General features: G+C 41.0%; 22 protein-coding genes. 17 read left to right on the forward strand and 5 right to left on the reverse strand.

The genetic code is table 11. The features are described 5' to 3' along the window. Positions 1-93 precede the first annotated feature (93 nt). The 5 genes from ACYQ03_RS03940 to ACYQ03_RS03960 are packed head-to-tail and all read right to left on the reverse strand — an operon-like array spanning position 94 to position 4,844. Positions 94-1,287 carry an ABC transporter permease gene (locus ACYQ03_RS03940; RefSeq protein ID WP_459907813.1) on the reverse strand — a complete coding sequence of 398 codons (1,194 nt, stop codon included), beginning with the start codon at positions 1,285-1,287 and terminating at the stop codon, positions 94-96. 13 nt (positions 1,288-1,300) lie between these two features. Continuing rightward, on the reverse strand, positions 1,301-2,431 hold the full coding sequence (locus ACYQ03_RS03945; RefSeq protein WP_459907815.1) for an ABC transporter permease: 1,131 nt from the start codon (positions 2,429-2,431) through the stop codon (positions 1,301-1,303). After that, positions 2,424-3,131: an ATP-binding cassette domain-containing protein gene (locus ACYQ03_RS03950; protein ID WP_459907817.1), complete on the reverse strand. Its 708-nt coding sequence runs from the start codon at positions 3,129-3,131 to the stop codon at positions 2,424-2,426. The genes ACYQ03_RS03945 and ACYQ03_RS03950 overlap by 8 nt, the downstream gene beginning before the upstream one ends. 2 nt (positions 3,132-3,133) lie before the next feature. Beyond that, entirely contained in the window at positions 3,134-4,195 is a 1,062-nt protein-coding gene (locus ACYQ03_RS03955; protein ID WP_459907819.1) for an HlyD family secretion protein, read from the reverse strand. A gap of 28 nt (positions 4,196-4,223) precedes the next feature. Further along, on the reverse strand, positions 4,224-4,844 hold the full coding sequence (locus tag ACYQ03_RS03960) for a TetR/AcrR family transcriptional regulator (RefSeq protein ID WP_459907821.1): 621 nt from the start codon (positions 4,842-4,844) through the stop codon (positions 4,224-4,226). Between the two features lie 487 nt (positions 4,845-5,331). Here ACYQ03_RS03960 and uvrC point away from each other — a divergent pair, with 487 nt between their 5' ends. From uvrC to ACYQ03_RS04045, 17 genes are all read left to right on the forward strand, one after another. Then, a complete protein-coding gene (gene uvrC, locus ACYQ03_RS03965; protein ID WP_459908737.1) occupies positions 5,332-7,188 on the forward strand; it encodes an excinuclease ABC subunit UvrC in 1,857 nt (618 codons plus the stop codon). A gap of 302 nt (positions 7,189-7,490) precedes the next feature. Then, on the forward strand, positions 7,491-8,288 hold the full coding sequence (locus tag ACYQ03_RS03970; RefSeq protein ID WP_459908739.1) for a Cof-type HAD-IIB family hydrolase: 798 nt from the start codon (positions 7,491-7,493) through the stop codon (positions 8,286-8,288). A gap of 525 nt (positions 8,289-8,813) precedes the next feature. After that, entirely contained in the window at positions 8,814-9,710 is an 897-nt protein-coding gene (gene rapZ / locus ACYQ03_RS03975) for an RNase adapter RapZ (protein WP_459907823.1), read from the forward strand. Positions 9,711-9,724: 14 nt separating this feature from the next. Then, positions 9,725-11,053: a gluconeogenesis factor YvcK family protein gene (locus tag ACYQ03_RS03980; RefSeq protein ID WP_459907824.1), complete on the forward strand. Its 1,329-nt coding sequence runs from the start codon at positions 9,725-9,727 to the stop codon at positions 11,051-11,053. A 317-nt stretch (positions 11,054-11,370) separates the two neighbouring features. Further along, positions 11,371-12,057 (forward strand): polysaccharide deacetylase family protein, encoded by a 687-nt coding sequence (locus tag ACYQ03_RS03985; RefSeq protein ID WP_459907826.1) that lies wholly within the window; start codon positions 11,371-11,373, stop codon positions 12,055-12,057. A 407-nt stretch (positions 12,058-12,464) separates the two neighbouring features. After that, positions 12,465-14,309, forward strand: coding sequence for a polysaccharide biosynthesis protein (locus ACYQ03_RS03990; RefSeq protein ID WP_459907827.1), 1,845 nt, complete (start codon positions 12,465-12,467; stop codon positions 14,307-14,309). Between the two features lie 7 nt (positions 14,310-14,316). Further along, a complete protein-coding gene (locus ACYQ03_RS03995; RefSeq protein ID WP_459907829.1) occupies positions 14,317-14,724 on the forward strand; it encodes a type IV pilin protein in 408 nt (135 codons plus the stop codon). A gap of 434 nt (positions 14,725-15,158) precedes the next feature. Beyond that, positions 15,159-16,286: a DegT/DnrJ/EryC1/StrS family aminotransferase gene (locus ACYQ03_RS04000; protein ID WP_459907830.1), complete on the forward strand. Its 1,128-nt coding sequence runs from the start codon at positions 15,159-15,161 to the stop codon at positions 16,284-16,286. A 3-nt stretch (positions 16,287-16,289) separates the two neighbouring features. After that, entirely contained in the window at positions 16,290-16,925 is a 636-nt protein-coding gene (locus ACYQ03_RS04005; protein WP_459907831.1) for a sugar transferase, read from the forward strand. An 18-nt stretch (positions 16,926-16,943) separates the two neighbouring features. Beyond that, on the forward strand, positions 16,944-17,480 hold the full coding sequence (locus ACYQ03_RS04010; RefSeq protein WP_459907832.1) for a GNAT family N-acetyltransferase: 537 nt from the start codon (positions 16,944-16,946) through the stop codon (positions 17,478-17,480). Next, positions 17,467-18,414 carry a 1-aminocyclopropane-1-carboxylate deaminase/D-cysteine desulfhydrase gene (locus ACYQ03_RS04015; protein WP_459907833.1) on the forward strand — a complete coding sequence of 316 codons (948 nt, stop codon included), beginning with the start codon at positions 17,467-17,469 and terminating at the stop codon, positions 18,412-18,414. The genes ACYQ03_RS04010 and ACYQ03_RS04015 overlap by 14 nt, the downstream gene beginning before the upstream one ends. Next, the gene (locus tag ACYQ03_RS04020) at positions 18,401-19,396 is read left to right on the forward strand and encodes an ATP-grasp domain-containing protein (protein WP_459907834.1); all 996 of its coding nucleotides are present in this window, start codon (positions 18,401-18,403) and stop codon (positions 19,394-19,396) included. The genes ACYQ03_RS04015 and ACYQ03_RS04020 overlap by 14 nt, the downstream gene beginning before the upstream one ends. 15 nt (positions 19,397-19,411) lie before the next feature. Continuing rightward, the gene (locus ACYQ03_RS04025; RefSeq protein WP_459907836.1) at positions 19,412-20,578 is read left to right on the forward strand and encodes a glycosyltransferase family 2 protein; all 1,167 of its coding nucleotides are present in this window, start codon (positions 19,412-19,414) and stop codon (positions 20,576-20,578) included. Positions 20,579-20,994: 416 nt separating this feature from the next. Then, on the forward strand, positions 20,995-21,960 hold the full coding sequence (locus tag ACYQ03_RS04030; protein ID WP_459907837.1) for a hypothetical protein: 966 nt from the start codon (positions 20,995-20,997) through the stop codon (positions 21,958-21,960). Between the two features lie 33 nt (positions 21,961-21,993). Then, a complete protein-coding gene (locus ACYQ03_RS04035; protein WP_459907838.1) occupies positions 21,994-22,803 on the forward strand; it encodes a glycosyltransferase family 2 protein in 810 nt (269 codons plus the stop codon). Positions 22,804-22,843: 40 nt separating this feature from the next. After that, entirely contained in the window at positions 22,844-23,980 is a 1,137-nt protein-coding gene (locus tag ACYQ03_RS04040; protein ID WP_459907839.1) for a glycosyltransferase, read from the forward strand. Between the two features lie 54 nt (positions 23,981-24,034). Next, positions 24,035-24,958 (forward strand): glycosyltransferase family 2 protein, encoded by a 924-nt coding sequence (locus ACYQ03_RS04045; RefSeq protein WP_459907840.1) that lies wholly within the window; start codon positions 24,035-24,037, stop codon positions 24,956-24,958. Positions 24,959-25,002: the final 44 nt, after the last annotated feature.

Below are 25,002 nucleotides of genomic sequence, written 5' to 3' on the forward strand. Positions count from 1 at the left end.
TTCCATCTGTCCAACTTTCCACTGTCCAACTTTCTACTGCCTGGCATCGTCAAAAGTAAGTAGCCCATGCAAAAGGGCTGATGGCTAAAAACCTTACAGCCCAGGGTAACTTTTCCCACTATTCACTACCAGACCGCTGATGGAGGGTGGGCGGCGAAGTTTCTTGAAGGTGCTGGCCAAACCAATGGTCAGTCCAGCCATAACCATCAGCACCAACAAATGATTCAGCAGGTAAGACAAAGGCAAATTCTTCACTGTGATCATCCGAAAGGCCTCGGCCATCCAGGTGAAGGGCAGCAATGAAGCCAGAGCATTTACGGCAAAGGGGATATGGGTCTGGGGCCAGGTAAAACCTGAAGCCATAAAAATCGGCACAGAAAGCAGCATCAGGTAACGAGTTACCTGCAATGAGTTAGGTGCCTGCAGCGAGATAAAGAAGCCCAGGGAAGTAATGATCAAATCAAACAGCAAGCCGAAGACTAGCAGCAGCCAAACCGAACCGCCGATCTTGGCCTGAACAAACCAAGAGGCAATCAAGAGCAGCAGCCAGTAGTTAAAGAAGTTGACAATAAAGTAGGGCAAGGACTTGCCGAGAAATATTTTCCAACTGGGCAGGGAAGAGCTGAGGTACTGAATCCAGGTATTGCGCTCCTTTTCCCTGGTTACCGTAAGGCTGATGCTTAACAAGCAAATTTGGTGAATCACCATCAGCAGCAGACCGGGATAAAAATAGGTGGCATAGCTGAAGGTAGGGTTATACCAAACTTCGTAGTTTAAACTAACGGTACCCATGATATTTTTCACCTGTTGCTCAGGTAGGCCCAGGCCAGCCAAATATCCGGCTGTTTGCTGACTGTTAAAAGCAGTGGTTACTTCACGGATGTATCTCCGGGTGTTATAGCCCCAGATCAGATTGGAAGCATCATAAACACTTAACAGCTGGGTAGGCTGATGTTTTTGCACAGCAATCTCAAAATCCTCCGGGATAACGATGGCTGCCCGAATTTTCCCCTCTCGCATGGCTTCTTCCATCTGGTCAGTATTGTCCAAGCCCGAAATTATCTTAAAATGACTGCTATTGGCAAAGGAGGTTTGCACCTGTCGGCTTAGTTTGGAATGGTCCAGATCCACCACTGCCAGGGGAACCTGGTTGAGCACACCCTGTATATAGACCAGACCAAAGACACTGGCATAAAGTAAAGGCACCGTAAAGAGCAGCAAAACTAGAATCCGATCCTTCAGGATCAGCATGGTCTCATAACAGGCAAGGTTATAAATCTGCTTCATTTAAGCATCCCCCTTATTTGCGGGCTGTCAACAGTGCAGCAGCACCGTAACAAACCACAGCCGTGGCACCCAGTGCCAAGAAATAGGTCTGCACAAAGGACCAGTCTGGGTTTTTAAAGAGTAGATAATTCAGACCCTGGAAAAACCAAGTCTGGGGCAGCAGCTTGGCCAGAGACTGAACATAGCTAGGCATAGCTTCCAGGGGCCAACCATAGCCCGAAAGAATAAAGGAGGGCAGAGCAATAATCATGCCAAACCTGGTTGCATCCACGGCATTTCGGGCAAAACTGGAGGCCAGGGTCCCCACGCTGTGTAAGGCGATGGTAAAAACCAGTGTAAACAGCAACAACAGCCACCAGCCGCAGGCCAAGGGTACCTGAAAGATCCCAAAGGAGATTAGGTAAACTGGCAGTACCAACAGCATAAAAACCCCAATATGGACCGAGGATTTACTGGCAAATAGAGTCCCTTTGGACAGACCGGCCAGCTTAAACTGCTGCCAACTGGCTCGTCCTGTTTCACCGATGATATTCATGCTGGAGGCCAGGGTACAGCACTGCTGCCAGATATTTAAAATAAGGGCCAACACGAGAAAATAAGCATAGTTTAGGGTTGGGTTAAACCAGGGTTCTTCCTGCAGCCCCACCCCCAGGTAGGCATTCCTAGCCTCAGAGGGCTGAAAACCCTGGGCTATCAAAGCCTTTACGCCGGCCTCGGCACTGATAGTACCTGCTACCTGCAGGGCTGCGGTGGTTGCATTGGTGGAATAGACCATGTTACTGCCGTCGATGGCCAAATAGACATTGGTCTGGCGACCTAGGGCAAGATTCTTACCGTATTTCTCCGGGATCACCATGGTTACCAGAACCTCACTCTGCTTCATTAATTCCTCGGCTGCTAGGTAACTGTCCGGGAAGGACACCACCTGCAAATTTTCCGCCTGCTCCAGATCTCGAATCAGTTCCCGACTTGCTGCTGAACGGTCCAAGTCCACCACGGCGGTGGGAATATCCTGCAACACCTGGGCACTATAGGTGGCAAAAAATAAGGCTACCCCCAGCAGGGGCCCTAGCAGCAGGATATTTCGCAGGCCCCGATCCCGCCATAGATAGGTTAATTCCCGCAGCATCAAGGATCTAATCATTTATTTCACCGCTTTGCAGATTGGATGCAACAAACAATCTCTGCCACTGAGCCGCAGCCTCCTCAGGTTGGTAAAAGGTCAATTGCCCCTCCGTCAACCAGCCCACCCGATCCAACTGATTGACATAATCCGGATGGCTAAAACCACAGAGGAAGGCACCACCACCCTGTAAGAATTGTCGCACCGTTTTAATAATTAGTTTACGGGAATAAAAATCAATATCTCTAATTAACTCGTCAGCTATTAAAAGTTCTGGTTCATTTAACAGGGCACAGGCCAAGGCCAGCCGCTGGTAGAGTCCATGCTCCAAAGTAGCCACAGGTTCCCTGAGAATATCCTTTAATTCCAGCTGTTCAACCAACTTCTCAATGGTCACCCTACTGCCACCCCTCAGGGTGGCAATGAAGTCAAGGTTTTCCACCACCCTCAGCTCCTGAAACAAACTGCGCTCCTGGGTCACCAATCCCAGGTGCTTTTTATAAGTATCACCCTTGCGGGTGTCCACACCCAGAATCTCCACGGAACCGGACTTGTATTTTTCGATACCGGCCAGCAGATGCAGCAGTGTAGTTTTACCGCTGCCCCGGGTACCGAAAATCCCGAGGGCTTCGCCAGCCTTTAGCTCCAGGCTAATGCCTCCCAAGACAGTTTTCTTATTTACGACCTGTACGATATCAGTGGCCTTTAGGACAGGTTCCATAGTTATTCCTCCAATATCTTAACGGTGGCGGTCATACCAACCTTTAAGAGAAAATCTGGATTGGGCACAGCAATTTTAACCTCAAAGCTGCGAATATCATGCTGGTACTGCTCATTGACTGCCCTTTGCACCGCAAAGTCAGCGGCATTATTAATAAAGACAACCTTTCCCTGGAAGGTCTTAGCCGGGAAAGCAGCCACCTTTACTTCGACTTCTTGCCCCAAACGAACCCGGCCAATTTTCTTTTCACTGATAAAGACACTGACATAGGAATTGGCCAAATCAGTGATTTCAAAGACTGGTGTACCGGCGTTAAGCATTTCTCCCTGCTCCAAATATTTCTGGGTAATGAAACCACTTAGGGGGGACTTTAGCTTGCTGTTGGCCAGATAGGTTTTGGCCTCCTGTACAGCCCCCTGGGCTTGATTAGCTTGGCCCAGCGCCGCATCATACTGGGCCTGGGAAACCTCCACCTTCAAGCGGGCAGCTTCGGCTTGGGCCAAGGCAGCCTCGGCCTCTGCCAAAGTTTGCTTAGCAGCATCATAATTATTGGTGGCATCATCAAATTGACTATCGGTTATGGCACTGGCTTTATGTAATTCCACTAGGCGATCATAGGTTTGCTTGGCGCTGCGCAACTTCACCTTGGCCTGCTCCACCTTGGCCTGGCATTGGCTAATGGTGGTTTCCACCTGCTGACTGGTTAAGGGGATGGCTTCTTCGGCCTGTCGGCTGGCTGCTTGGGCCGCTGCCTGGGCCCCCTGGGCCTGGGACAGTTTAGCCTCCAATTCACTGGTTTCTAGGGCCGCCAGTACATCCCCCTTTTTCACCTGGCTGCCTTCCTCCACAAAAAGAGTATCAATCCTACCGGGCACCTTGAAGGAAGCCATCACACTGGTGGCTTCCAGGGTTCCTGTTGCGGTTAAACTTTCCTGTTCCTGGGCCAAGTTGACTTGCTGCCGATAAAAATAACCGCCAGCAATCAAAATAGTAAGGGCAATAATGATCGTTAATAGAAATAAAAGTCTTTTCTTCTGCTGCTGCACAGCCACAAATTCATCCATTTATTTAAACACCTCCCGGTTTCCAAACCTATCCCTTAGAAATGCCGTGAAAAACCAAATCCAAAATATGCTGGAGACGCTTTTCCAGCATTTCCTCAGACATCGTGTCACTGGACCAGAGGGGCTGGACCATCTCCCGGCGGGTAAAATAGGCCAAACAGAGGGCATGAATACTCAGCAAAGTTTGGTGAATATCCAGGTCTGAACGAAAGCAGCCCCGCTTGATACCATCCTCTAAAATTTGACCCAGATCCGCCTGGAAGATGTCCAACAGCTGGGGCAGTACCCGACTGCTATAGCTGCCTCGATTCAAGGCCTCCCAACTAACCAGCCGCACAAATTCCTCATCCTGGGCTAAAAAGTAAAAGTACTGACGCAAGGCCCGGGTGACATTTTCCCTGGGATCTGCGCCGGCAATAAAGGCCCCTTTACTTAAGTGATAGATTTTTTGACAATTGTAGCGCAGCACCTCCACATAAAGATTCTCCTTACTCTCAAAATAATGATAAATCATCCGCTTATTAATCCTAGCTGCCGCCGCAAGCTCATCCACCCGAGCCCCATCCAGCCCCTTGCGGGCAAAAATAGCGGCAGCAGCCAGCAATATACGCTGTTTACTTTCATCGGCTCGAGAAAGTTCCTCGTTCATGATAATCACCGTCCTTTTAGTTGGAAAGTTGGAAAGCAGAAAGTTGGAAAGATAAACCGTTGGGAACGACCCCCGTGTCGTTCCGCACTGCTGAACCCCCGGGGGCCTTCCCTTGCAGAAAGCTACCCCATAGAACCTAGCGGGGGTCTGTTCCCACCACCAGCTTCCTTTCCAACTGTCCAACTGTCCAACTGTCCACTAGGTAACTAACTAGTTACTTACTCCATTTCTATTTTGATCCACCCCCAGGTCATTGTCAAGTAAAATCCCACCGTTGCTGTTACATACCGCGTTCAGATATAATGTATCAGAGAGAACCTAGAAAAATTGCTGACAAAAAGAAACCCCCGGGTGCCTGACACCTCTCACAAAGTTCTTCAATTAAGATAAACTTACAAACGTGCAAGTGCCTGGCACCGTCTAATGACTGAGCCATTTTCAGGGTACTAAAAGCCAACAGCCAACAGCTAAACCGGAGGTGACTACCCTGTCCCTAACAGAAAAAATCAAAAACATCCCCTCTCGCCCAGGGGTTTACCTATACAAAGACGAAAATGACCAAATCATCTACGTGGGCAAGGCCCTTTCCCTAAAAAATCGGGTTCGCTCCTACTTTACAGGGGTGGACAAACAATCGCCTAAAGTGAAGGCTATGCTCAACCGGGCAGTGGATCTAGATTTTATTGTCACCGACTCCGAAATGGAAGCCCTCATCCTAGAAAACAACTTAATCAAAGAACATCAACCTAAATACAATATTTTATTAAAGGATGATAAAACATATCCCTATATCAAGGTCACCAGCCAGGAAGAATTCCCCAGGGTTTTTCTAACCCGCCGGGTTTTTAAGGATGGGGCCCGCTATTTCGGCCCCTTTACCAACGTTGGGGCCGTTAACGAAACCATGAGGCTGCTGAAAAAAATCTTTCCCCTGCGCACCTGCAAGCAGCGGCAAGTAACCCCCAGGGACCGTCCCTGCTTAAATTACCACATTAAACGCTGTCTGGGGCCCTGCTGCAATTTGGTGGAGCGCTCCACCTACCGGGAAACTGTCAACGAAGTGGTCCTGTTTCTCGAGGGCCGACAGGAAGATTTAATGAAACGCTTGCGCCAGCGTATGGAAGAGGCGGCAGAAAACCTGGAATTTGAAAAGGCAGCGGAACTGCGGGACCAACTACTGGCAGTGGAAAAAATCGTGGAGCGTCAAAAGGTTGTTTCCACTGATCAGGTGGATCAAGACGTTATTGCCATGGCCCGGGGCTTTGATGAATCCTGTCTCACGGTATTTTTCATCCGGGGCGGCAAACTCATTGGCCGGGAACACTACTTCCTAGAAGGCACCGACACCCTGGAACGTGGTGAAATAATGGCTACCTTTATTCAGCAGTTTTATAACCAAACGGAATTTACCCCCGCCGAGATTCTACTGTCAGAAGACATTGCCACCCCAGAGCTACTAACCTCCTGGCTCAGCGAACGGCGGGGCAGTAAGGTGCAGATCAAAGCCCCCAAACGGGGCGATAAACACAAACTGGTGGAAATGGCCGCCCAAAATGCACTGCTTTCCCTGGAACAGGCCCAGTTGCAGCGTCAGGCTAACCGAGAGGCAGTGGATGGTGCCCTAGCAGAGCTAATGGCCGCCCTAGGCTTAGAAAAACCACCCCACCGTATGGAATGCTACGATATTTCCAACATCCAGGGCACAGAAACAGTCTCCTCCATGGTGGTTTTTGAGGCAGGCCGACCGAAAAAAGATCAATATAGAAGATTTAAGATTCGCTGGGTAGAGGGGCCCAACGACTTTGCCTCCATGCATGAAACCATCACCCGACGTTTTTCCCGGGCCAAGGAAGAGGAAGATCAGATCGCAAGGGGAGAACTAACCCCCAAACAGGCTAAGTTTACCAAGCTGCCGGATCTTATTATCATCGATGGTGGCAAGGGTCAGCTATCTGCGGCCAGAGAAGCCATGCACGAGCAGGGTTTTGCCCAAATAGCCACCTTTGGCCTGGCCAAGGAGGAAGAACTACTCTTTGCCCCCGGCCGCCCCGACCCCATCCGACTACCCAGAGAATCCAAAGGCTTGCAAATGCTCCAACGTCTCAGGGATGAGGCCCACCGTTTTGCGGTAACCTATCACCGTAAACTAAGAACCCAAAGAAACCTAAAATCACTCCTAGACGAAATCGACGGCATCGGCCCCACCCGCCGCCGTGAACTATACAAAGCCTACAAAAACCTAGAGTCCATCAAACAAGCCTCAGTCGACGACCTAGCCCAAGTCCCCGGCATGAACACCAAAGCTGCCCAAGCAGTATACCAATACTTCCGGGAGCAACTCTAGTTGGAAAGTTGGAAAGTTGGAAAGTTGGAAAGTAGAAAGTAGAAAGTGGACAGTTGGAAAGAGGGGGATTTTTGATACCCCCGGGGGGTTCTTACTCAGAAAGCTAACCCATCGAACCTAGCGGGGGACAGTCCCTTGCCCCCAAAGCCAGACCCCTGAGGGGCCTGTCCCCCACCCAATAGTGATAACCCCCGGGGGGTCCCCCCTGAAGGAACAGACCCCCAATGCTACAACAGACCCATACACAAACATGCAAAAAAGCTAAAAGCCAACAGCTAACAGCTAAAAGGAAAGGAGCCCCCATGCCAAACTACAAAATGATTGCCATCGACCTCGACGACACACTACTAAACACCAACCTAAAAATCTCCCCCCGCAACAAGGAATACATTAAGCGGGCAAAGGAAGCCGGTATCCATGTCACCTTGGCCACCGGACGAATGTTTTGCTCGGCCCTACCCTATGCCAAAGAACTAGAACTAAACCTACCCTTGATCACCTACCAAGGTGCCCTGGTCAAAGAAGCCCAAACTGGCGAAGTCCTGATCCACCGTCCAGTTCCCCTGGAGCAGGCTAGAGAAGTCATCGAATGGGGCAGTAAACTGGGTTACCATGTCAACGTCTACGTCAATGATACCCTCTACGTAGAAAAAATCACTCCAGAGGCCGAAGCCTACCAAAAAATATCCCGCATCCCAGCTCAACCAGTGGGAAATTTGCTGCATTTCCTCAAGGAAGCACCCACTAAAGTACTGCTGATTGGTGGCTCAGAGGAACTGGATACACTGCAGGAAGAAATGACAAAACAATACGGCTCGACCATACATATATGCAAATCCAAACCCCACTTTCTAGAATTCTCCCACCCCATGGCCACCAAAGGAAACGCCCTAGATACCCTGGCCAAAGGCTGGGGACTAACCCCCGCACAAGTCATCGCTATCGGCGACGCCCCCAACGACCTAGAAATGATCGAATACGCCGGCCTAGGCGTAATCATGGCCAACGGCGACCCCGCGGTAAAAGCGAAGGCAGACTACGTTACCCAATCCAACGATAACGACGGCGTGGCCGAAGTGATTGAGAAGTTTGTTTTGTAGTTGGAAAGTAGAAAGTAGAAAGTAGAAAGTAGAAAGTGGACAGTTGGAAAGAGGGAAGAGGGAGATTTTTAACACCCCCGGGGGTTTCTCACGCAGAAAGCTAACCAATCGAACCTAGCGGGGGACAGTCCCCGCCCCCAAAGCCAGACCCCCTGAGGGGCCTGTCCCCCACCCGACATTTAACACCCCCGGGGTTCTCACTCAGAAAGATAACTCACAGAATCAGGTGCCTGGCTCTTGCCGCAGGCAAAACCCTCAAACCAAGCTAACGTTACAAGCGAGCAAGTGCCTAGCACCGTTGAACCGCTGCATAACCCCCGGGTTCTGCCCCCCACCCCCCTCCAACCACTAACCATCTTTCCACTTTCCAACTTTCCAACTAAAAGTCACCTTTCCCCCCCTCCTTTACTATAATAAAGATAAATCCCCTGGCATCAGACAATTGCCAATTCCTCCCCCCGAAGGATAACTGTTATATTTGCTTATATTAATCGGAAAGTTTACAATAGAGGAGAAATTAACAGCATGTCTGAATCTAAGGGGGGTGATGAAGTGACCAGTCCACGTTTATTAATCGTGACCGGCATGTCCGGAGCGGGCAAAACCCAAGCGGTGCAAAGCCTAGAGGATCTGGGTTACTTCTGTGTTGATAACTTACCTCCGGCCCTGATCTCAAAATTTGCGGAACTGGTTTCCCAGTCCAACGGCAAAGTGGAAAAAGTTGCCCTGGTGGTCGATATTCGCGGTGGTGACTTCTTTCATCAAGTTATAGAAGTGTTAAACGATCTTACAGAACAGGGTTACCGGTATGAAATATTATTTTTAGAAGCATCGGACGAAGCATTGGTACGGCGCTATAAAGAATCCCGACGCCGCCATCCCCTGGATAACCACGGGGAAGTGCTGCAGGTGATTCGGAAGGAAAGGGAACTGCTGCGGGAAATTCGCGGCAGAGCCACTAAAATCATTGATACATCCACAGTTTCCAACAACCAGCTAAAGGATCAAATCATTACTCAGTTTGGCGACGATAAAGAAAACACCAAGCGGCTTTTGATTACCGTCATTTCCTTTGGCTACAAATATGGCATTCCCTTGGATTCTGATTTGGTTATTGACGTGCGGTTTCTGCCTAATCCCCACTATATACCAGAACTGCGCTGTCTTACAGGCAACGACAAACCAGTGCAGGAGCATGTTATGTCTAAGGATGTAACCAAGGAATTCATGGCAAAGTTCACTGATTTTATTCAGTTTCTCATTCCCCATTATCAAAATGAGGGTAAAGCAACCTTAATGATTGCCATCGGCTGTACCGGTGGCATGCACAGATCGGTGACCCTGGCCAATAAGCTAGGGGATGTATTAAAGGAAAAGGGCTATAGAGTAAATGTGAGGCACCGGGATATCATGCGAGTGTAGGGCGGTGGAGCAATTTGGCTTCCTTATTCAAATGGTTTGTACCTGGGATGAATATCAAACGATGGATTTTCCTAGCCCTGGCAGGAATTATTATGCTGGGGTTGGGTCTGGCTTTGCTGGACCGACAGTTGGTGGGTAGCATAGGTTTCGCCCTGGATGCCCTTACTAATCAATTAGCATGGGTTCCTCAATGGTTTGTGGGCCTTATTGTTACAGCCAGTGGTTTAGGTCTGACAGTATACAGCTTCATCATGGGGATAAAATCCATCATGACGGTCATTCGACCAGATCCCGCGGAACGCTTGGTAGAAACACTTTACCACCATAGGTCCCTCAAAAAGGGTCCCAAGATCGTGGCCATAGGCGGTGGTACCGGGCTATCCAGTCTATTAATGGGTATCAAGGAATACACTAGTAATATTACGGCCATTGTGGCTGTTACCGATGATGGCGGCAGTTCGGGTAGATTGCGGGATAACCTGGGCATCCTACCGCCTGGTGATATCCGCAACTGCATCGTGGCCCTAGCCGATAAAGAAACCCTCATGGAAGAAGTACTGCAGTACCGCTTCCAAAGCGGGGAACTGGCAGGTCATAACCTGGGCAATCTTTTATTGGCGGGTTTAAATAACGTATCCGGTGGCTTTGATGGTGCCGTCCGAGCCCTTTCCAAGGTTTTGGCCATCCGGGGTCAAGTGCTGCCGGTGACACTGGAAAATGTCACCCTAGGGGCAGAGCTGGCTGACAGAACTCTGGTCTATGGAGAATGTAACGTCTCTGGCAGCAAAAGTAAAATAAAAAGGGTCTTTCTTAAACCTGAGGTATGCAGTCCCTTACCCGAGGCCCTGGAGGCCATCCGAGAGGCCGACATGATCATCCTGGGCCCCGGCAGTCTTTATACCAGTGTCATTCCCAACCTTTTAATGGAAGGCATTGCCGAGGCCATTCAAAAATCCCCAGCCCAGAAAATCTATATTTGTAATATCATGACCCAGCCCGGGGAAACCCAGGGCTATACAGCCCAGCAGCATCTCAAGGCTATTTTTGACCATGTGGGCCCTGTGGTGGATCAAGTGCTGGTCAATAACGAACCAATCCCTGGACGCCTCCTTAAAAGATATCGCGACAAGGGCGCCGCCCCAGTCAAAGTAGACACAGGAGCCCTAGCAAAATTAGGCGTCAAGGTCTGGTCCAAACACCTCGTGCAACGTAGTAACCTAGTCAGGCACCAACCAGAAAAACTGGCCCGAGCCATTATGGAAATCATCTACGACTCCAAAAACGCCGCCCTCGAGCGAGCACCAGTAAAGATCTACCAACCATCCAGGAGCATAAGGGAGTAAGTTGGACAGTTGGACAGTTGGACAGTAGAAAGTAGAAAGTAGAAAGTAGAAAGTAGAAAGATAGAAAGTACTATCTGCTTCTTTCCAACTGTCTTCTTTCCAACTGTCTACTGTCCAACTGTCCACTTTCCAACTTCATACAAACGACCCCAAACATTACCTATTAACCCCGGAGGTGTATACCTATAACCAAACCAAACAAACTCATACTAATTACTCTACTAGTTATCGTAATAACTCTAGCCTGGTTTCAATACCAAAACCAAATAATTCCCTCCGAGGCCAAATACCCTCCGCTGCAGGGTATTCCCATCCTCATGTACCATAAAGTCAACCCAGACCCTCGCACTGGTGGTTTGGGCCTCCGAGTACCACCGGACAAATTTGAGTGGCAGATGAAATATCTAAAGCAAAATGGTTATGAAAGCATTTCCCTGACCGATGTACTGGATCACTTTCAGAATGGTAAAACCCTACCCCACAAACCCATCGTTATCACCTTTGACGATGGCTATCAAGATAACTACGACTTTGCCTACCCCATCATGAAAAAATATGGCTATACCGGAACCATCTTTGTGGTTTCCCAAGCCATTGGCAAGACCAATTTTTACGATGTCCAAAAGAAGCTCCAGCCCGAAAATAAAATTATGGCTTGGCCTGAAATTAAAGAACTCGATCAAGCTGGATTTGTCATTGGTGCCCACACCGTAGATCATCCGCACCTAGCAAGGGTAGCACCGGAAGTAGCCAAATACCAAATTGAAGAATCCAAGCGTGCCCTGGAATATGGACTTAAAAAACCCGTGGAGGTTTTTGCCTACCCCTACGGCAGCTATAATGACCAAGTGGCCGAAATTACCAAAGCAGCCGGTTACCGAGCCGCCGTTACAACCGAGTTGGGTTTAGCTAAACCAACATCAAACCCCTTCCAAATCCACCGCATCCGCGTCACCGGCCACTATAGTAATCACCAATTTATCGAAGAACTGCATAAGTATTAAAGTTGGTTAGTTGGAAAGTTAGAAAGTTGGAAAGTAGGAAAGATTATTTTAGGATATTTCCTCTTTCCAACTTTCTTTTTTACTCCTTGCAACATCTATCCCCTTTCCAACTGACCAACTTTCTGCTTTCCAACTTAATACTCGAAATATGTCGAAAGATTATTTTGTCTGCAAAGCAGGAAAATTTACAAAGGATGTAAAATTATTACACTAAAGTTTTCTGTACGTAGAACAATGTAAATTTTATAGGGTACCTTGGCCTTTGGGGGTGACATCTTTCCTTGCTTAATTAAAAGCATTGTCACAACTACTTTATATAAAGTGGTTTTTTTACGCCCTTTTGTTGGCAAATGGTCCTGTGGTACCAAGAAAAATCTAGTTAGAAAGTTTTAGAACGGTGGTATATCATGGGCAACAAATTCAGAATACCGTTAATGATGTTATGCGACGCTATTCTCATAAATCTAGCCATCTATCTTCCCTGTTTTATTTATTTTCATGGCGAGCTGCCAGAAAATAGTTTAAAGGAACTTTTACAATATTCCTTTGCGGCGACCATTTGTATATTGGTTATATTTAGCCTTTCCAAACTATATCATCGTGTTTGGGCCTATGCCAGTATTAATGAATTGCTCATTATCGTCCGCTCCGTCACCCTAGGGGGACTGGCCTTTCTTCTACTGGCTCATTTCTTCAATACGCCCCATTCAAAGGCAATGTTTGTTTCCGTCTGGACCTATTCAATCCTATTTATTGGTGGATCCAGGGTGGTTTGGAGACTTTATGTGGAAAGACAGTGTAAAAGAAAAAATACCAACAGCCATGCACATAAAAAAATATTAATCTATGGGGCAGGTTCTGCCGGGGCACTGGTGGCCAAGGAATATTACAACCACTATGATGGGAACCAACCAGTGATCGGTTTTATCGATGATAATGTAAACAAACATTACCTAAGCATTTACGGGCTCCCAGTGCTGGGGGGCAGAGAAAGTATTCCTTCTATAGTTAGTAAATATGATATAGATGAAATTATTATTGCCATGCCTTCGGTTTCTGGACAAGTAATTCGTGACATAATTGAATTTTGTAAGGAATCCGTTATAACAGTCAAAATACTGCCGGGTGTTTATCAATTCCTAGATGGTAACGTTTCCATTAGTAAGATCAGACCAGTGGAAATCGAAGATCTATTAGGCAGAGAATCAGTACATGTGGACCTAGGGCAAATATCCCAATACATAAAAGGCAAAGTGGTTTTAGTCACAGGGGCCGGCGGTTCCATCGGCTCCGAGCTATGCCGCCAAATAGCCCAAATGGATCCCACCAAGCTAATTCTACTGGGCCACGGGGAAAACAGTATCCATAAAATCTGGTTAGAGCTAAGGGACAAGTACCCCTTGCTGCCCTTGGAAGTAGAGATTGCCGATGTTAGGGATCGCTTTAAATTACAAATCACCTTTGATAGACATAGACCCCAGGTGGTTTTCCATGCAGCAGCCCATAAGCACGTCCCGTTGATGGAAATGCACCCAGATGAAGCTGTGAAAACCAATATTTTTGGCACCAGAAACGTGGCTCAAATGGCAGACCTAGTAGGCTGCGAAAGATTCGTTCTTATCTCTACAGATAAGGCTGTTAACCCCTCCAGTGTGATGGGGGCTACCAAGAGAGTGGCTGAGCTGATTATCCAAAACCTGTTTGTTGGCTCAAAAACAAAGTTTGCTGCGGTGCGCTTTGGAAATGTACTGGGCAGCCGCGGTAGTGTAGTGCCAATTTTTAAGGAGCAAATAGCCAAGGGTGGCCCTGTTACGGTAACACATCCGGATATGACACGCTATTTTATGACTATCCCCGAAGCGGTTCAACTGGTGATACAGGCTGGTGCCTTGGCCGAGGGTGGGGAAATCTTTCTACTAGATATGGGAGAGCCGGTTAAGATTATTGATCTAGCGGCTAACCTGATTAGATTATCCGGTTTTGAACCAGGTAAGGATATTGAGATTAAGTTTACTGGGATTCGTCCTGGGGAGAAGTTGTTTGAGGAACTTTTGACCAATGAAGAGGGGATTGGCAGTACGAAGCATAAGCGTATTTTTATGGCCAAGCCGGTGGAGATTGATGAGGCTGTGCTGCTGGAGGAACTGCTGAAGCTGGAGAAGAGGGAAGTCACGGATAAGGCAGAGGTGTTTGAACGGCTGCTGCGGGTGATGCCGGAGTTGGTGTTGTATGTGGAGGGGAGGACGGCGTAGGGGGGACATGCCGAATTTGGGTGAGAGGTGCCAATGGGGGCGTCCGTTTTGGTTGGTGGGGATGTTGATAAAAAATAATCATAGTGGATTTAGCTTGATCGAAATATTGGTAGTGTGTGCTATGTTGGGTATATTGGCGTCGATAGCGGTTTCTTCTTACTTTGGCTATATGGAAAGGGCTAAGGAAAAGATTTGTAACATTAATTGTTTGCGGTTGGAGGGGGAGTATCAGGCTTACTTGCTTATGGAGGATGTAGAACATAAGGAAGCTAGGTTTGATGAGTTTATGAAGGAATATGGTAAAAAGGTATGTCCTAAACAAGGTGATGTTAGATATGTGAATGGCAGGGTTGAGTGCAATTTGCATCCTAGAGGTGAAGAGGATGATGGTGGTGAAGGCGTTCCGTTTCTGTGATTTTGGTGGTGATTTGGATCAGAACGTGATTATATGAAAGAGATAAAAGAATTGAGGTTCATACCATATATTGCGGTGGAGGAAAGGTATCGTACAGTATGTTGCATGAATGTTAAAATATTGAATGGTAAAGCGGAACTGACTATTGTGCTTAGATAACATGCTAGAAACCTTGCGGGATAAGGGTTTTAGGCGTTTTTAGTGAGATTTATAGATTGATTGAATGGTATTTATAATAGGAAGAAACTCGGTTTGGGCTGGTTTTGAAGTGAATATCTATTTCGTATTTGTTAGGTAGATTGAATAGATATTACGAGGTGGCTATCAGCAGTAGATAACAATTTTAGTGGTTTAGTAGTTGGTTGGAGGTACAGCTTCTAATTAAGTCCTAATCTACTAAAATATTAACTTAACTAGGGAAGGAAGTCTAGAAAATGGAATCAACAAAAGTGAAAGAAAGAATATTCCTCTCTTCACCACATATGAGTGATGAAGGTTATGAAATGCAATATGTTAAGGAAGCTTTTGATACAAACTGGATTGCTCCCCTTGGTGAAAACGTAAATGGATTTGAAAGAGAGCTTGCTGAGAAGGTTGGTTCTAAAGCTGCTGCAGCACTGTCTTCAGGAACAGCTGCTATTCATCTAGCTCTTAAAGCAGCAGGAGTCGGAGAAGGGGATATTGTATTCTGTCCAACACTTACTTTCTCTGCTACTGCAAATCCAATCATCTATCAAAATGCCATTCCTGTATTTATCGATAGTGATTACGAAACTTGGAATATGAGTCCAAAAGCATTAGAAGAAGCTTTTGAAAAGTATCCAGAAGTAAAGGCAGTTATTGTTGTTCATTTATATGGTCTGTCCGCTGACATGGATAAGATTATGAAGATTTGCAAGAAACATAATGTTGCGGTTATAGAAGATGCTGCTGAGTCTTTAGGTACCTACTACAAAGGTAAGCATACTGGAACTTTCGGTGACTATGGCATCTTCTCTTTTAATGGAAACAAGATCATCACAACTTCCGGGGGTGGAATGCTTGTTTCTAATGATGAAGAGAGAATTGCTAAGGCAAGATTTTGGGCTACTCAATCTCGAGATCAAGCAAGGCATTATCAACATAGTGAATTAGGTTTCAATTACCGTATGAGTAATGTGGTTGCTGGGATTGGTAGAGGGCAGCTTAAAGTGTTAAATCAAAGAGTTGCCAAGAAGAACTACATTTTTGAGTTTTATAAAAGAGAGCTTGGTGGGCTTGAAGGCATTGAATTCATGCCTAGCAATGAATGGGATGAACCAAACTACTGGTTAAGCTCGATGACTTTGACAGGCAAGGTAAGGCCAATCGATATATTTGAAGCATTGGAAGCTGAAAACATCGAGTCAAGACCAGTATGGAAACCAATGCATATGCAGCCATTCTTTGAGAAATATGACTTTGTTGGTGAAAGTGTATCGGAGAAATTGTTTGAGAATGGTGTATGTTTGCCGTCTGATACAAAGTTGACGGATGATGATTTGGAAAGAGTTGTAAAGATTATTAAGGGGTTGTGGAGATAAACAATGCGAGCATTTAATTTATTTATCAAACGTATGATTGATTTCTTTGGAAGTTTAATAGGTGTAATCATTATTTCCCCAATTCTTATTATTATAGCATTGTCTATTAAGTTAACTTCAAAGGGCCCAGTATTTTTTAAACAAGAACGACTTGGCATGAATGGTAAGGTTTTTAAGATATTAAAATTTAGAACAATGGTTGTTAATGCTGAAAAAATTGGCTCAGGTTTGTTTGTAAAAACTGAAAGTGATAACCGAATTACAAAAATCGGAAAACTACTTCGTGCCACAAGCTTGGACGAACTTCCTCAACTTTGGAATGTTGTTACTGGTGATATGAGTTTGGTTGGCCCGAGACCTCCCGTACCCCATCATCCCTATAAATATGAAGATTATAGTGATTTTCAACGAAAACGATTCGAAATGAAGCCAGGTATGACTGGTTTAACACAGGTAACAGTTAGAAATTCTGTATCATGGGATGAACGAATTCCGATTGATGTTAAGTATATTGAAACGTTTAGTATTTGGTTAGACATTAAGATTCTTTTTAAGACACTGCAGAAGCTATTTAAAAGTGAAAGTATTTACACTCATAAAAATGTAAAAGGGACAGAGAAATCATCTAACATTAATTAAATTGCGAGGGGTTATAATATGGAAATCTCCATTCGGAAATTTCAGGAAGAGGATATACCATATAAGGTAAAATGGATAAATGATGATAGAAATAATAAGTACTTGCATTATGATTTGCCTCTAAGAGAAGATAAGACCCTTCAATGGTTCAAATCACTTGAAGGTAGAAACGATAGGATTGATTATACCATTACTTACGCTGGCGAACCTGCTGGGTTAATTGGACTACTGAATATTGATTTAAAAAGTAAGGAAGCTGAATATTACATTTGTCTTGGTGGAGACAAATTTAAGGGTAAGGGCATAGCTAAAGTTGCAACTAACCTTTTAATTAAAAAGGCTTATAAGGAAATAGGCCTTAATAAGATATATCTTTATACAGAAGTAGATAATGTTCGCGCTCAAAAACTCTTTGAAAAGAGCGGCTTTGTAAAAGAGGGACTACTAAAAAATGATCTGTTTTATAACGGAAAATATGTAGATAGATATATATATACCTTAGATGTAAAAAACTATATTTATAATGTAGGTGTATCGAAAATTGGAATTAAATAAATATCAAGCAACTCCAATTCAAAGCTTAAGTGAAAATCTAAATAACAACTCATTTTATATAAAGCGAGATGACCTTATTCCTATTTCATTTGGTGGAAATAAGGCGAGAAAAGCAGTTCTTTTTTTCGAAGATTTAATCTTAGAAAAATCAGATTGTGTAGTTACGTATGGTAGCAGCAGCTCAAATCATTGTAGAGTTATAGCTAATATCGCAGCTTCAAAAGGTATTCCATGCCATATTATTTCACCATCTGAATCGAGTTACCCAACCTCTAATAGTGAAATGATTAAGTTGTTTGGTGCTTTCGTTACGAAGTGTCCTGTATCCCAAGTAAGTATTACGATTGAAAGCAAAATGGACGAATTAAGTGGAAAAGGCTACAACCCCTATTTTATTCAAGGGGGAGGCCATGGTGATATTGGTACACAATCTTATATTAACGCATATGAAGAAATTCTAGATTATGAAAAGTCATCAGGCATGTATTTTGATTATATTTTCCATACGACCGGAACAGGAACAACTCAAGCCGGACTTGTATGCGGAAAAATTCTACATGACGATGATAGAGAAATTGTTGGAATCAGCAATGCACGAAAAAACCCTTATGGCAGTAAAGTTGTTCTTGATAGTGTGAATAGTTATTTGTTGAGCCGGGATATAGAACCAATCGTCTCTGAATCCATAGCATTCATAGACGACTATATACTTGATGGGTATGGTTCCTATAATGGAGAAATATTGCAAACTATCAGGGATATTCTAATTACAGACGGTATTCCAATGGATACAACTTACACTGGTAAAGCTTATTGGGGTATGAAAGAATATATCAAAAAGAATCATATAACTGATAAGAAGATACTATTTATTCATACGGGTGGGACACCATTGTTTTTTGATAAATTGGAGGATCTAAATGATGAGCGATGATTTAAACATACTAATATTAAGCTGTGGTACTAGAAATAAAATTGTGCAGTATTTTAAAAAAGAGTTAGACGGTAGAGGGCTTGTAATAGCCACGGATTGCAGTGAGTTAGCTCCCGCTCTATATGAGGCTGATAAACATTTTATCGTACCAAGAATGAATGATGAAGGATACCTTGATGCGGTTCTCTCTATTTGCAAAGAGAATAAAATTAAAGCAGTCCTATCATTAATTGATCCTGAACTATGTCTTCTTGCAGAACACAAACAAGCCTTTTTGGATATTGGTACGATTCCGATCGTCTCAGAGTCTGATGTGGTTGAAATTTGTTTTGACAAATATAGGATGTTCGAATTCTTAGTTCAGAATTGTATACCAACTGTAAAGAGTTATATAGATAAAGAGCAGTTTTACAGTGACGTAGAAGCAGGAGTTATTAACTATCCTGTTTTCGTTAAGCCAGTGCGAGGTAGTGCAAGTATTAATATAAGTAAAGTAACGTCGAAAGAAGAAATTGAATTGCTATTTAGTAGATTTGATAATCTAATGATTCAAGAGTTCATGAATGGTACTGAATACGGCGCTGATGTTTATATTGATATGATTTCTAGTGAACCAGTTGCAATATTTATAAAAGAAAAAATTAAGATGAGGGCTGGTGAAACTGACAAATCAGTTTCAATTAAGGATGAGCATCTCATTAATTTAATTAAAAAGTTCGTCAACAAAGCTGGATTTAAAGGCATTATCGATATTGATATTTTTAAAGTTAATGATGAATATTACATTTCTGAAGTTAACCCACGATTTGGTGGAGGATATCCTCATGCATATGAGAGTGGTGTTAATGTACCAGAAATGATAATAAATAATATATATGGAAATGTAAATTTAGATTCAATCGGTATGTATGATGATGGTATTTATATGATGAAATATAATGCGATAAAGATCGTTAGAGGTTTAGCGGGAAAACAATTATAGAAAGAGGTTTAGATAATGGAATTCATCATACGACTAATTTTTTATTTGAATGCTTTTATAATCTTTTGGGCCATGGTTGGTTATCCACTATCATTAAAAATTCTGAGACGAGTCTATAAAAATAGAACATTAAAAAAAGACTTTACCTATCAGCCAACTGTAACAGTGATGGTGGTTGCTCACAATGAAGAGAAAGTGATACATGAAAAGTTAGAGAATATAATTGAGCTTGATTATCCAAGAGACAAAATTGAATTTCTTGTTGCTTCGGATAATAGTACAGATAAGACAAATAAATTAGTAAGAGATTTTATATTTAATAACCCTGAATATAGGATTCGGTTATTTGAAGTAAAACAGCGTAAGGGAAAGACCAATGCCCAAAATGAAGCCCAGAAAGTAGTTAATAGTGAAATTTTAGTTATGACTGATGCTAATTCTATGCTAAAAGTTAATTCTATAAAGGAACTGGTATCAGCATTTACTACACAAGATATTAGTTATGTTAGTGGGAGATTAGTAATCGTAAATAAGGATTATAGTGATGTTACAATCTCAGAAAACACATATTGGGATAGTGATACAAAATTAAGAAAAATTGAGAGCGATATACAAACTATAACTGCTGGTAATGGTGCCATCTACGCTTGTAGAAATGCTGACTACCACGATTTTGAACCAATTAAAAGCCATGACGGAAACATGCCTAGGTTCTATGCGTTGAATAATAAGAAAGCATTATATAACCCGGATGCTATTGCATATGAAAAGGCAGGCGAAGTTATTGAAGATGAGTTTAAGCGTAAAGTGCGTATGAATCGTGGGATTTTAAGAAATATTCTACCGGATTTTCGTATTTTAAATATATTTAAGTATCGTTGGTTTTCATATTTTTATTTTGGACATAGGACTTGTAGATATTTACTATGGTTATCACATTTAATTATTTTCATAACTAATGCTCTATTAATCACTGAACACTCATTCTATATCATGGTATTTGTAGGCCAAGTATTATTTTACCTACTAGCTTTAATAAAGGTAATTACAAAATCAAATAATAAATACTTGACTTTAATTTATTATTATTGTGTCACTTTATTTGCACAATGGGTGGGTGTCTATAATATATTAACTGGTAAAGCAAAGCCGTTCTGGGAGAAAGCTGAAAGTACAAGATGAGTCGTTTAACATAGACAAAAAGTAAGGTAATTGATGTGGTAGTGAAAACGATTATTTTTTGTCCATACAAGCCGTAAATTTAGATATAAAAAACCAAAATGCGTTTTTTACTTAGATTATAGTTTTGAGAGAGGATATTAATTGATATGTGGCAAAGAAATAGTCAAAAGCAAGTCAGCACTGTGGAAATATTATTATTTATTATGTCAATGTCCTTTGCGCCTCAGTATTTACCAGTTGATATTAGGCCGCTTGTGTACGTCTTTTGGTTATTAATAAGTTTCTCTAGAGGAGCTTTTTTTACTAAAATAAGGATTTATAATTATTCGAAAATAACTATAATGTTCTTATTTGTAATAAGCATTTATAGTATGTTGGTGGTTCTGTTTTCGTCTTCAGGTGATCATTATATATATATGAGATATATAAGAGCTATGGTGGCATTGGTTGTTATTATTTTATATATTTCTACTGCGAAATTTGAAACTAATAGACTAGTTAAAAGCATAATTTTATTGCTATTTATACATTCTACAATAATTATAACTGAAATTTTATTCCCTCCTTTCAGAGAGTTTATGACTCCATTTTCAGGGGTAAGTAGGAAATTTTATGAATTTAGAGCTAATGGAATAGTTAATTCTTATGATTTAGCAGGTATATATTCAAATTTGGGGTTACTATTATCAGCTCTAATCTATATTCAAAGCCGAAAGAAAGTATACTTACTAATGAGTTTAATTAGTATTATAGCGGTAATTTTTACATCAAGATTAAACATGGCTGTAATGTTATTAGTGCTTTTATTTATATTAATAAAGTCGATAAAGATGAAAGTTAAAGTCTTTACTACTTTAATTTTCTCAATTTATATAGTTTCAGGTGTCGTTGGGGGAGTTGTATGGGCTATAACCACCGATATGTTTCCGACAATAAGAGATTTTATTTTACAATATAATTGGGGGAATAGTTTGTATATAAATATTAGAGCTACTTATTCAGATGATGATATAACAAGTGTACTGGCAAAGCACTTTAATCTAAACATTAACTCAGCTCAATCGTTTTTATTTGGTTTAGGAACTGAAGGTAATTTAGATCCTGGGTTTAGTAAAATATATAACTCAATTGGATTCTTAGGATTAGGCTCAATTGTTTTATATTATTTGTACCAATTATTTTATATTAGGAAACTAAAGTGTGTACAGTTCAACACTCATGAATATGTTGTGTATATTTCTTTAATATTCATAATGTTGGTCATGTTGATTGGGAACCTTAAAATCTTATATTTCTTTTCAACTAGTCTATTTGAGTTGGTTAGTATTTTAATGATTAAGTATGAACTTACTATTTGGAAGCTAAAAAAACAAAGACTATAACTTGTGATAACGGTAGTATGAATAGGGGATAATATGGATAAAGTTAATTTAAAAATTGCTTTTATAGTACTCTGCTATAGAGAAACTAAAGATGTAATAAATTTAATCAAAAACATTAATAGCTATAATGGGGAAAATAAAATAGTTATTGTCAATAGCTACTATGATGAGAAAACGAAATTAGCATTTGAAAACATTGCAAAAGCTTATAATTGTGATTTTCTTAATGTTGAGAATAAAGGTTACGGATATGGAAATAATCGAGGGATTGAGTTTGTAAATGATAAATATAATTATGAGTTTCTGTGTATTTGTAACCCGGATATAATATTTAATACTTCTCCAATAAAATTACTAACAGAAGATTTACATGGGTCGATTATTGCCCCCACTATAAAAACTAAGAATGGTAAGATGCAAAACCCTTATTACTATTTACATCTACCAGTTGTTGATTGGTTAAAATATGTAGGATTAGTGAAAAATAAACGAACTTTCTACTTATTTGGTGTTGGAATTAATAAAATAGTTAGAACAATCTTTGGGATGTTAAATTTTAAAAAGAGAACTAAAATATATGCTTGTCACGGTTCGTGTTTATTTATAGGATACAAAGCAGTAGATAAATTAGGAGCAATTTATAATGAGGATATGTTTTTATTTCACGAGGAAGAGCATTTAGCGAGAAAGGCAAGGTGGATCAGTATACCAACCCTATTAATAAAAGATATAAAAGTTTTACATTTTGAAGACGGTAGTTCTGAAAGTATTAAAGATTCAACCTTACAATACATGCAACAATCTTACTCAGTATATTACAAGAGTTGGAATGGTGAAACTTAATAAAGGAAATATTAATTCAATAAGATTGAAGGTGCATCTAATGAAAGGAATATTTATTTATTATAAAAATATCAATTATGATAATTTAACAGGGATAGATAAGAAAGTTTTATGGCAAGTAGATGCTTTAAAAGAGAATGGTATCCATTGCGATATAGTTGTTATTGATAAGTATAAAAATTATAGTAAAAAGACCTCTTTAAAAAAACTATTAGATCAGATAATTATAAGTTTGCCATATGGGAACGTGTTTCCAAAATGGAAATATCTTAAAGAGTTTGATGATATTGATTATATTTATCTTAGGAGACCTACATGCTTTACATTTCATATGTTGAGAGTACTCAAGAAGATTAAAGTAAATAACCCCAATGTAAAAATCATTCTTGAAATACCAACATACCCTTATGATAAAGAGCTGCAAGTTAAACTTCGTTATCTCCCTTTATTGATTAAAGATAAATATAATCGTTTAAAATTACATGACGTAGTTGATAGAATTGCTGTCCAAAATGATATAGATAATATATTTGGTGTACCAACGTTAAATTTTACAAATGGAATAAAAGTAGATGATCTTACTATAAGAGCACCTATAGAAAAAAATACCGATGAAATAAATCTATGTGCAATTGCTAGCTTAAATCCATGGCAAGGGTATGAAAGAGTAATACAAGGAATATTTAATTACTATAAAAATGGTGGGAAAAGAAAAATTGTTCTTCATTTGGTGGGTGATGGTACTGAGCGCCAACGGTATGAGAAACTAGTAAAAAGTTATCAGTTAGAAAATAACGTGAAGATATATGGTAGATTATACGGAGATGACCTTAATTATATATATGATATTTCTAGTATTGCATTAGATGCATTTGGAAGATATAAAACAGAAAACGGTATTTCTACATCATTAAAAAGTAGAGAATACTTAGCAAAAGGGTTACCAATTGTAGCTGGCTGTAAGGTTGATATTATAAAGGAAAATACTCCTTATTATTTAGAATTTCCTAATAATGATTCTATTATAGATATAAATAGAATTATTCAATTCCATGATAAGATATACAAAAGTAACGAATCTACGATGCAGATCTCAAAAAAGATTAGAGATTATGCTTATGAGGTTTGTGATGTTTCAAATACAATGAAAAAAATTGTTCAATATATTAATAAATAGAAGGATTAGAGTTTAGTAATTAAAAATATAGAGTATATAGGTGAGGACTTTTATATGAATTTCACATTCGTGATATTACATTATTTAACACATAAAGACACTATTGAATGCGTTGAATCAATATTGAATAATGTGTTACACGAGGATTATTCAATACTTATTGTAGATAATGGATCTACTAATAATTCAGGACAAATATTGCATGAAAAATATGATTTGAACCCTAAGGTATATTTGATAGAATCGAAAATTAATTTGGGATTCGCAAAAGGAAATAACCTAGGATATAGTTATGCAAAGGAAAAGTTAAAAACAGATTTTGTGATAATGATTAACAATGATACTGTTATTACACAGAATAATTTTTTATCAAAAATCAAAAGTATTTATGTTGAAGAAAAGTTTGATATTCTTGGGCCTGATATTATTTCACTCATTGATAATAAACATCAGAATCCATATAAAGTAAATGTGAAAAAGTATTCAGAAAAAGGCATTAAAAGTATGATTCGTACAAGATATAGAAATATATTATTTTCATATCTTTACCTTTATGATATTTACCTATTTATTTACAAAAAAATTATAAGAAAACACTTCAATAAATATATTAAAAAGATAAAGAAGCAAAATGATAGAAATTCACTATATAGTGAAAATCAAAGAAATATTAAATTACATGGTAGTTGTTTAATTTTTTCACCTGATTATTTACGTAAATACAAAGGGTTATACAGTAAAACATTTATGTATTTAGAAGAAGATATACTTTTTTATATAGCTCAAAAGGAAAGGTTGAAATTAAGATATACCCCTCAAATTAAAATATATCATAAAGAAGACTCATCAACAAATGCCCTGTTAAACTCAAATAGAAATAAAAGAATATTTATTTATAAGCATGAAATTAAATCAGCAAAGGAACTATTGAAAATTATTAATGATGAATCAGTGTATAAAAGGAATCTAATAGAATGATTAATAATGTAATTGAATAATTGCGAAAATAGTGTAAATTAAAT

Source organism: Desulfotomaculum defluvii (assembly GCF_054657375.1).

Excerpts from the sequence above, each read along its gene's own strand:
- ACYQ03_RS03940 (WP_459907813.1), bottom strand. The coding sequence starts at position 1,287 with ATGAAGCAGATTTATAACCTTGCCTGTTATGAGACCATGCTGATCCTG.
- ACYQ03_RS03945 (WP_459907815.1), bottom strand. The coding sequence starts at position 2,431 with ATGATTAGATCCTTGATGCTGCGGGAATTAACCTATCTATGGCGGGAT.
- ACYQ03_RS03950 (WP_459907817.1), bottom strand. The coding sequence starts at position 3,131 with ATGGAACCTGTCCTAAAGGCCACTGATATCGTACAGGTCGTAAATAAG.
- ACYQ03_RS03955 (WP_459907819.1), bottom strand. The coding sequence starts at position 4,195 with ATGGATGAATTTGTGGCTGTGCAGCAGCAGAAGAAAAGACTTTTATTT.
- ACYQ03_RS03960 (WP_459907821.1), bottom strand. The coding sequence starts at position 4,844 with ATGAACGAGGAACTTTCTCGAGCCGATGAAAGTAAACAGCGTATATTG.
- ACYQ03_RS03970 (WP_459908739.1), top strand. The coding sequence starts at position 7,491 with ATGCCAAACTACAAAATGATTGCCATCGACCTCGACGACACACTACTA.
- rapZ (WP_459907823.1), top strand. The coding sequence starts at position 8,814 with ATGTCTGAATCTAAGGGGGGTGATGAAGTGACCAGTCCACGTTTATTA.
- ACYQ03_RS03985 (WP_459907826.1), top strand. The coding sequence starts at position 11,371 with ATGTACCATAAAGTCAACCCAGACCCTCGCACTGGTGGTTTGGGCCTC.
- ACYQ03_RS03990 (WP_459907827.1), top strand. The coding sequence starts at position 12,465 with ATGGGCAACAAATTCAGAATACCGTTAATGATGTTATGCGACGCTATT.
- ACYQ03_RS03995 (WP_459907829.1), top strand. The coding sequence starts at position 14,317 with ATGCCGAATTTGGGTGAGAGGTGCCAATGGGGGCGTCCGTTTTGGTTG.
- ACYQ03_RS04000 (WP_459907830.1), top strand. The coding sequence starts at position 15,159 with ATGGAATCAACAAAAGTGAAAGAAAGAATATTCCTCTCTTCACCACAT.
- ACYQ03_RS04005 (WP_459907831.1), top strand. The coding sequence starts at position 16,290 with ATGCGAGCATTTAATTTATTTATCAAACGTATGATTGATTTCTTTGGA.
- ACYQ03_RS04010 (WP_459907832.1), top strand. The coding sequence starts at position 16,944 with ATGGAAATCTCCATTCGGAAATTTCAGGAAGAGGATATACCATATAAG.
- ACYQ03_RS04020 (WP_459907834.1), top strand. The coding sequence starts at position 18,401 with ATGATGAGCGATGATTTAAACATACTAATATTAAGCTGTGGTACTAGA.
- ACYQ03_RS04025 (WP_459907836.1), top strand. The coding sequence starts at position 19,412 with ATGGAATTCATCATACGACTAATTTTTTATTTGAATGCTTTTATAATC.
- ACYQ03_RS04030 (WP_459907837.1), top strand. The coding sequence starts at position 20,995 with ATGAGATATATAAGAGCTATGGTGGCATTGGTTGTTATTATTTTATAT.
- ACYQ03_RS04035 (WP_459907838.1), top strand. The coding sequence starts at position 21,994 with ATGGATAAAGTTAATTTAAAAATTGCTTTTATAGTACTCTGCTATAGA.
- ACYQ03_RS04040 (WP_459907839.1), top strand. The coding sequence starts at position 22,844 with ATGAAAGGAATATTTATTTATTATAAAAATATCAATTATGATAATTTA.
- ACYQ03_RS04045 (WP_459907840.1), top strand. The coding sequence starts at position 24,035 with ATGAATTTCACATTCGTGATATTACATTATTTAACACATAAAGACACT.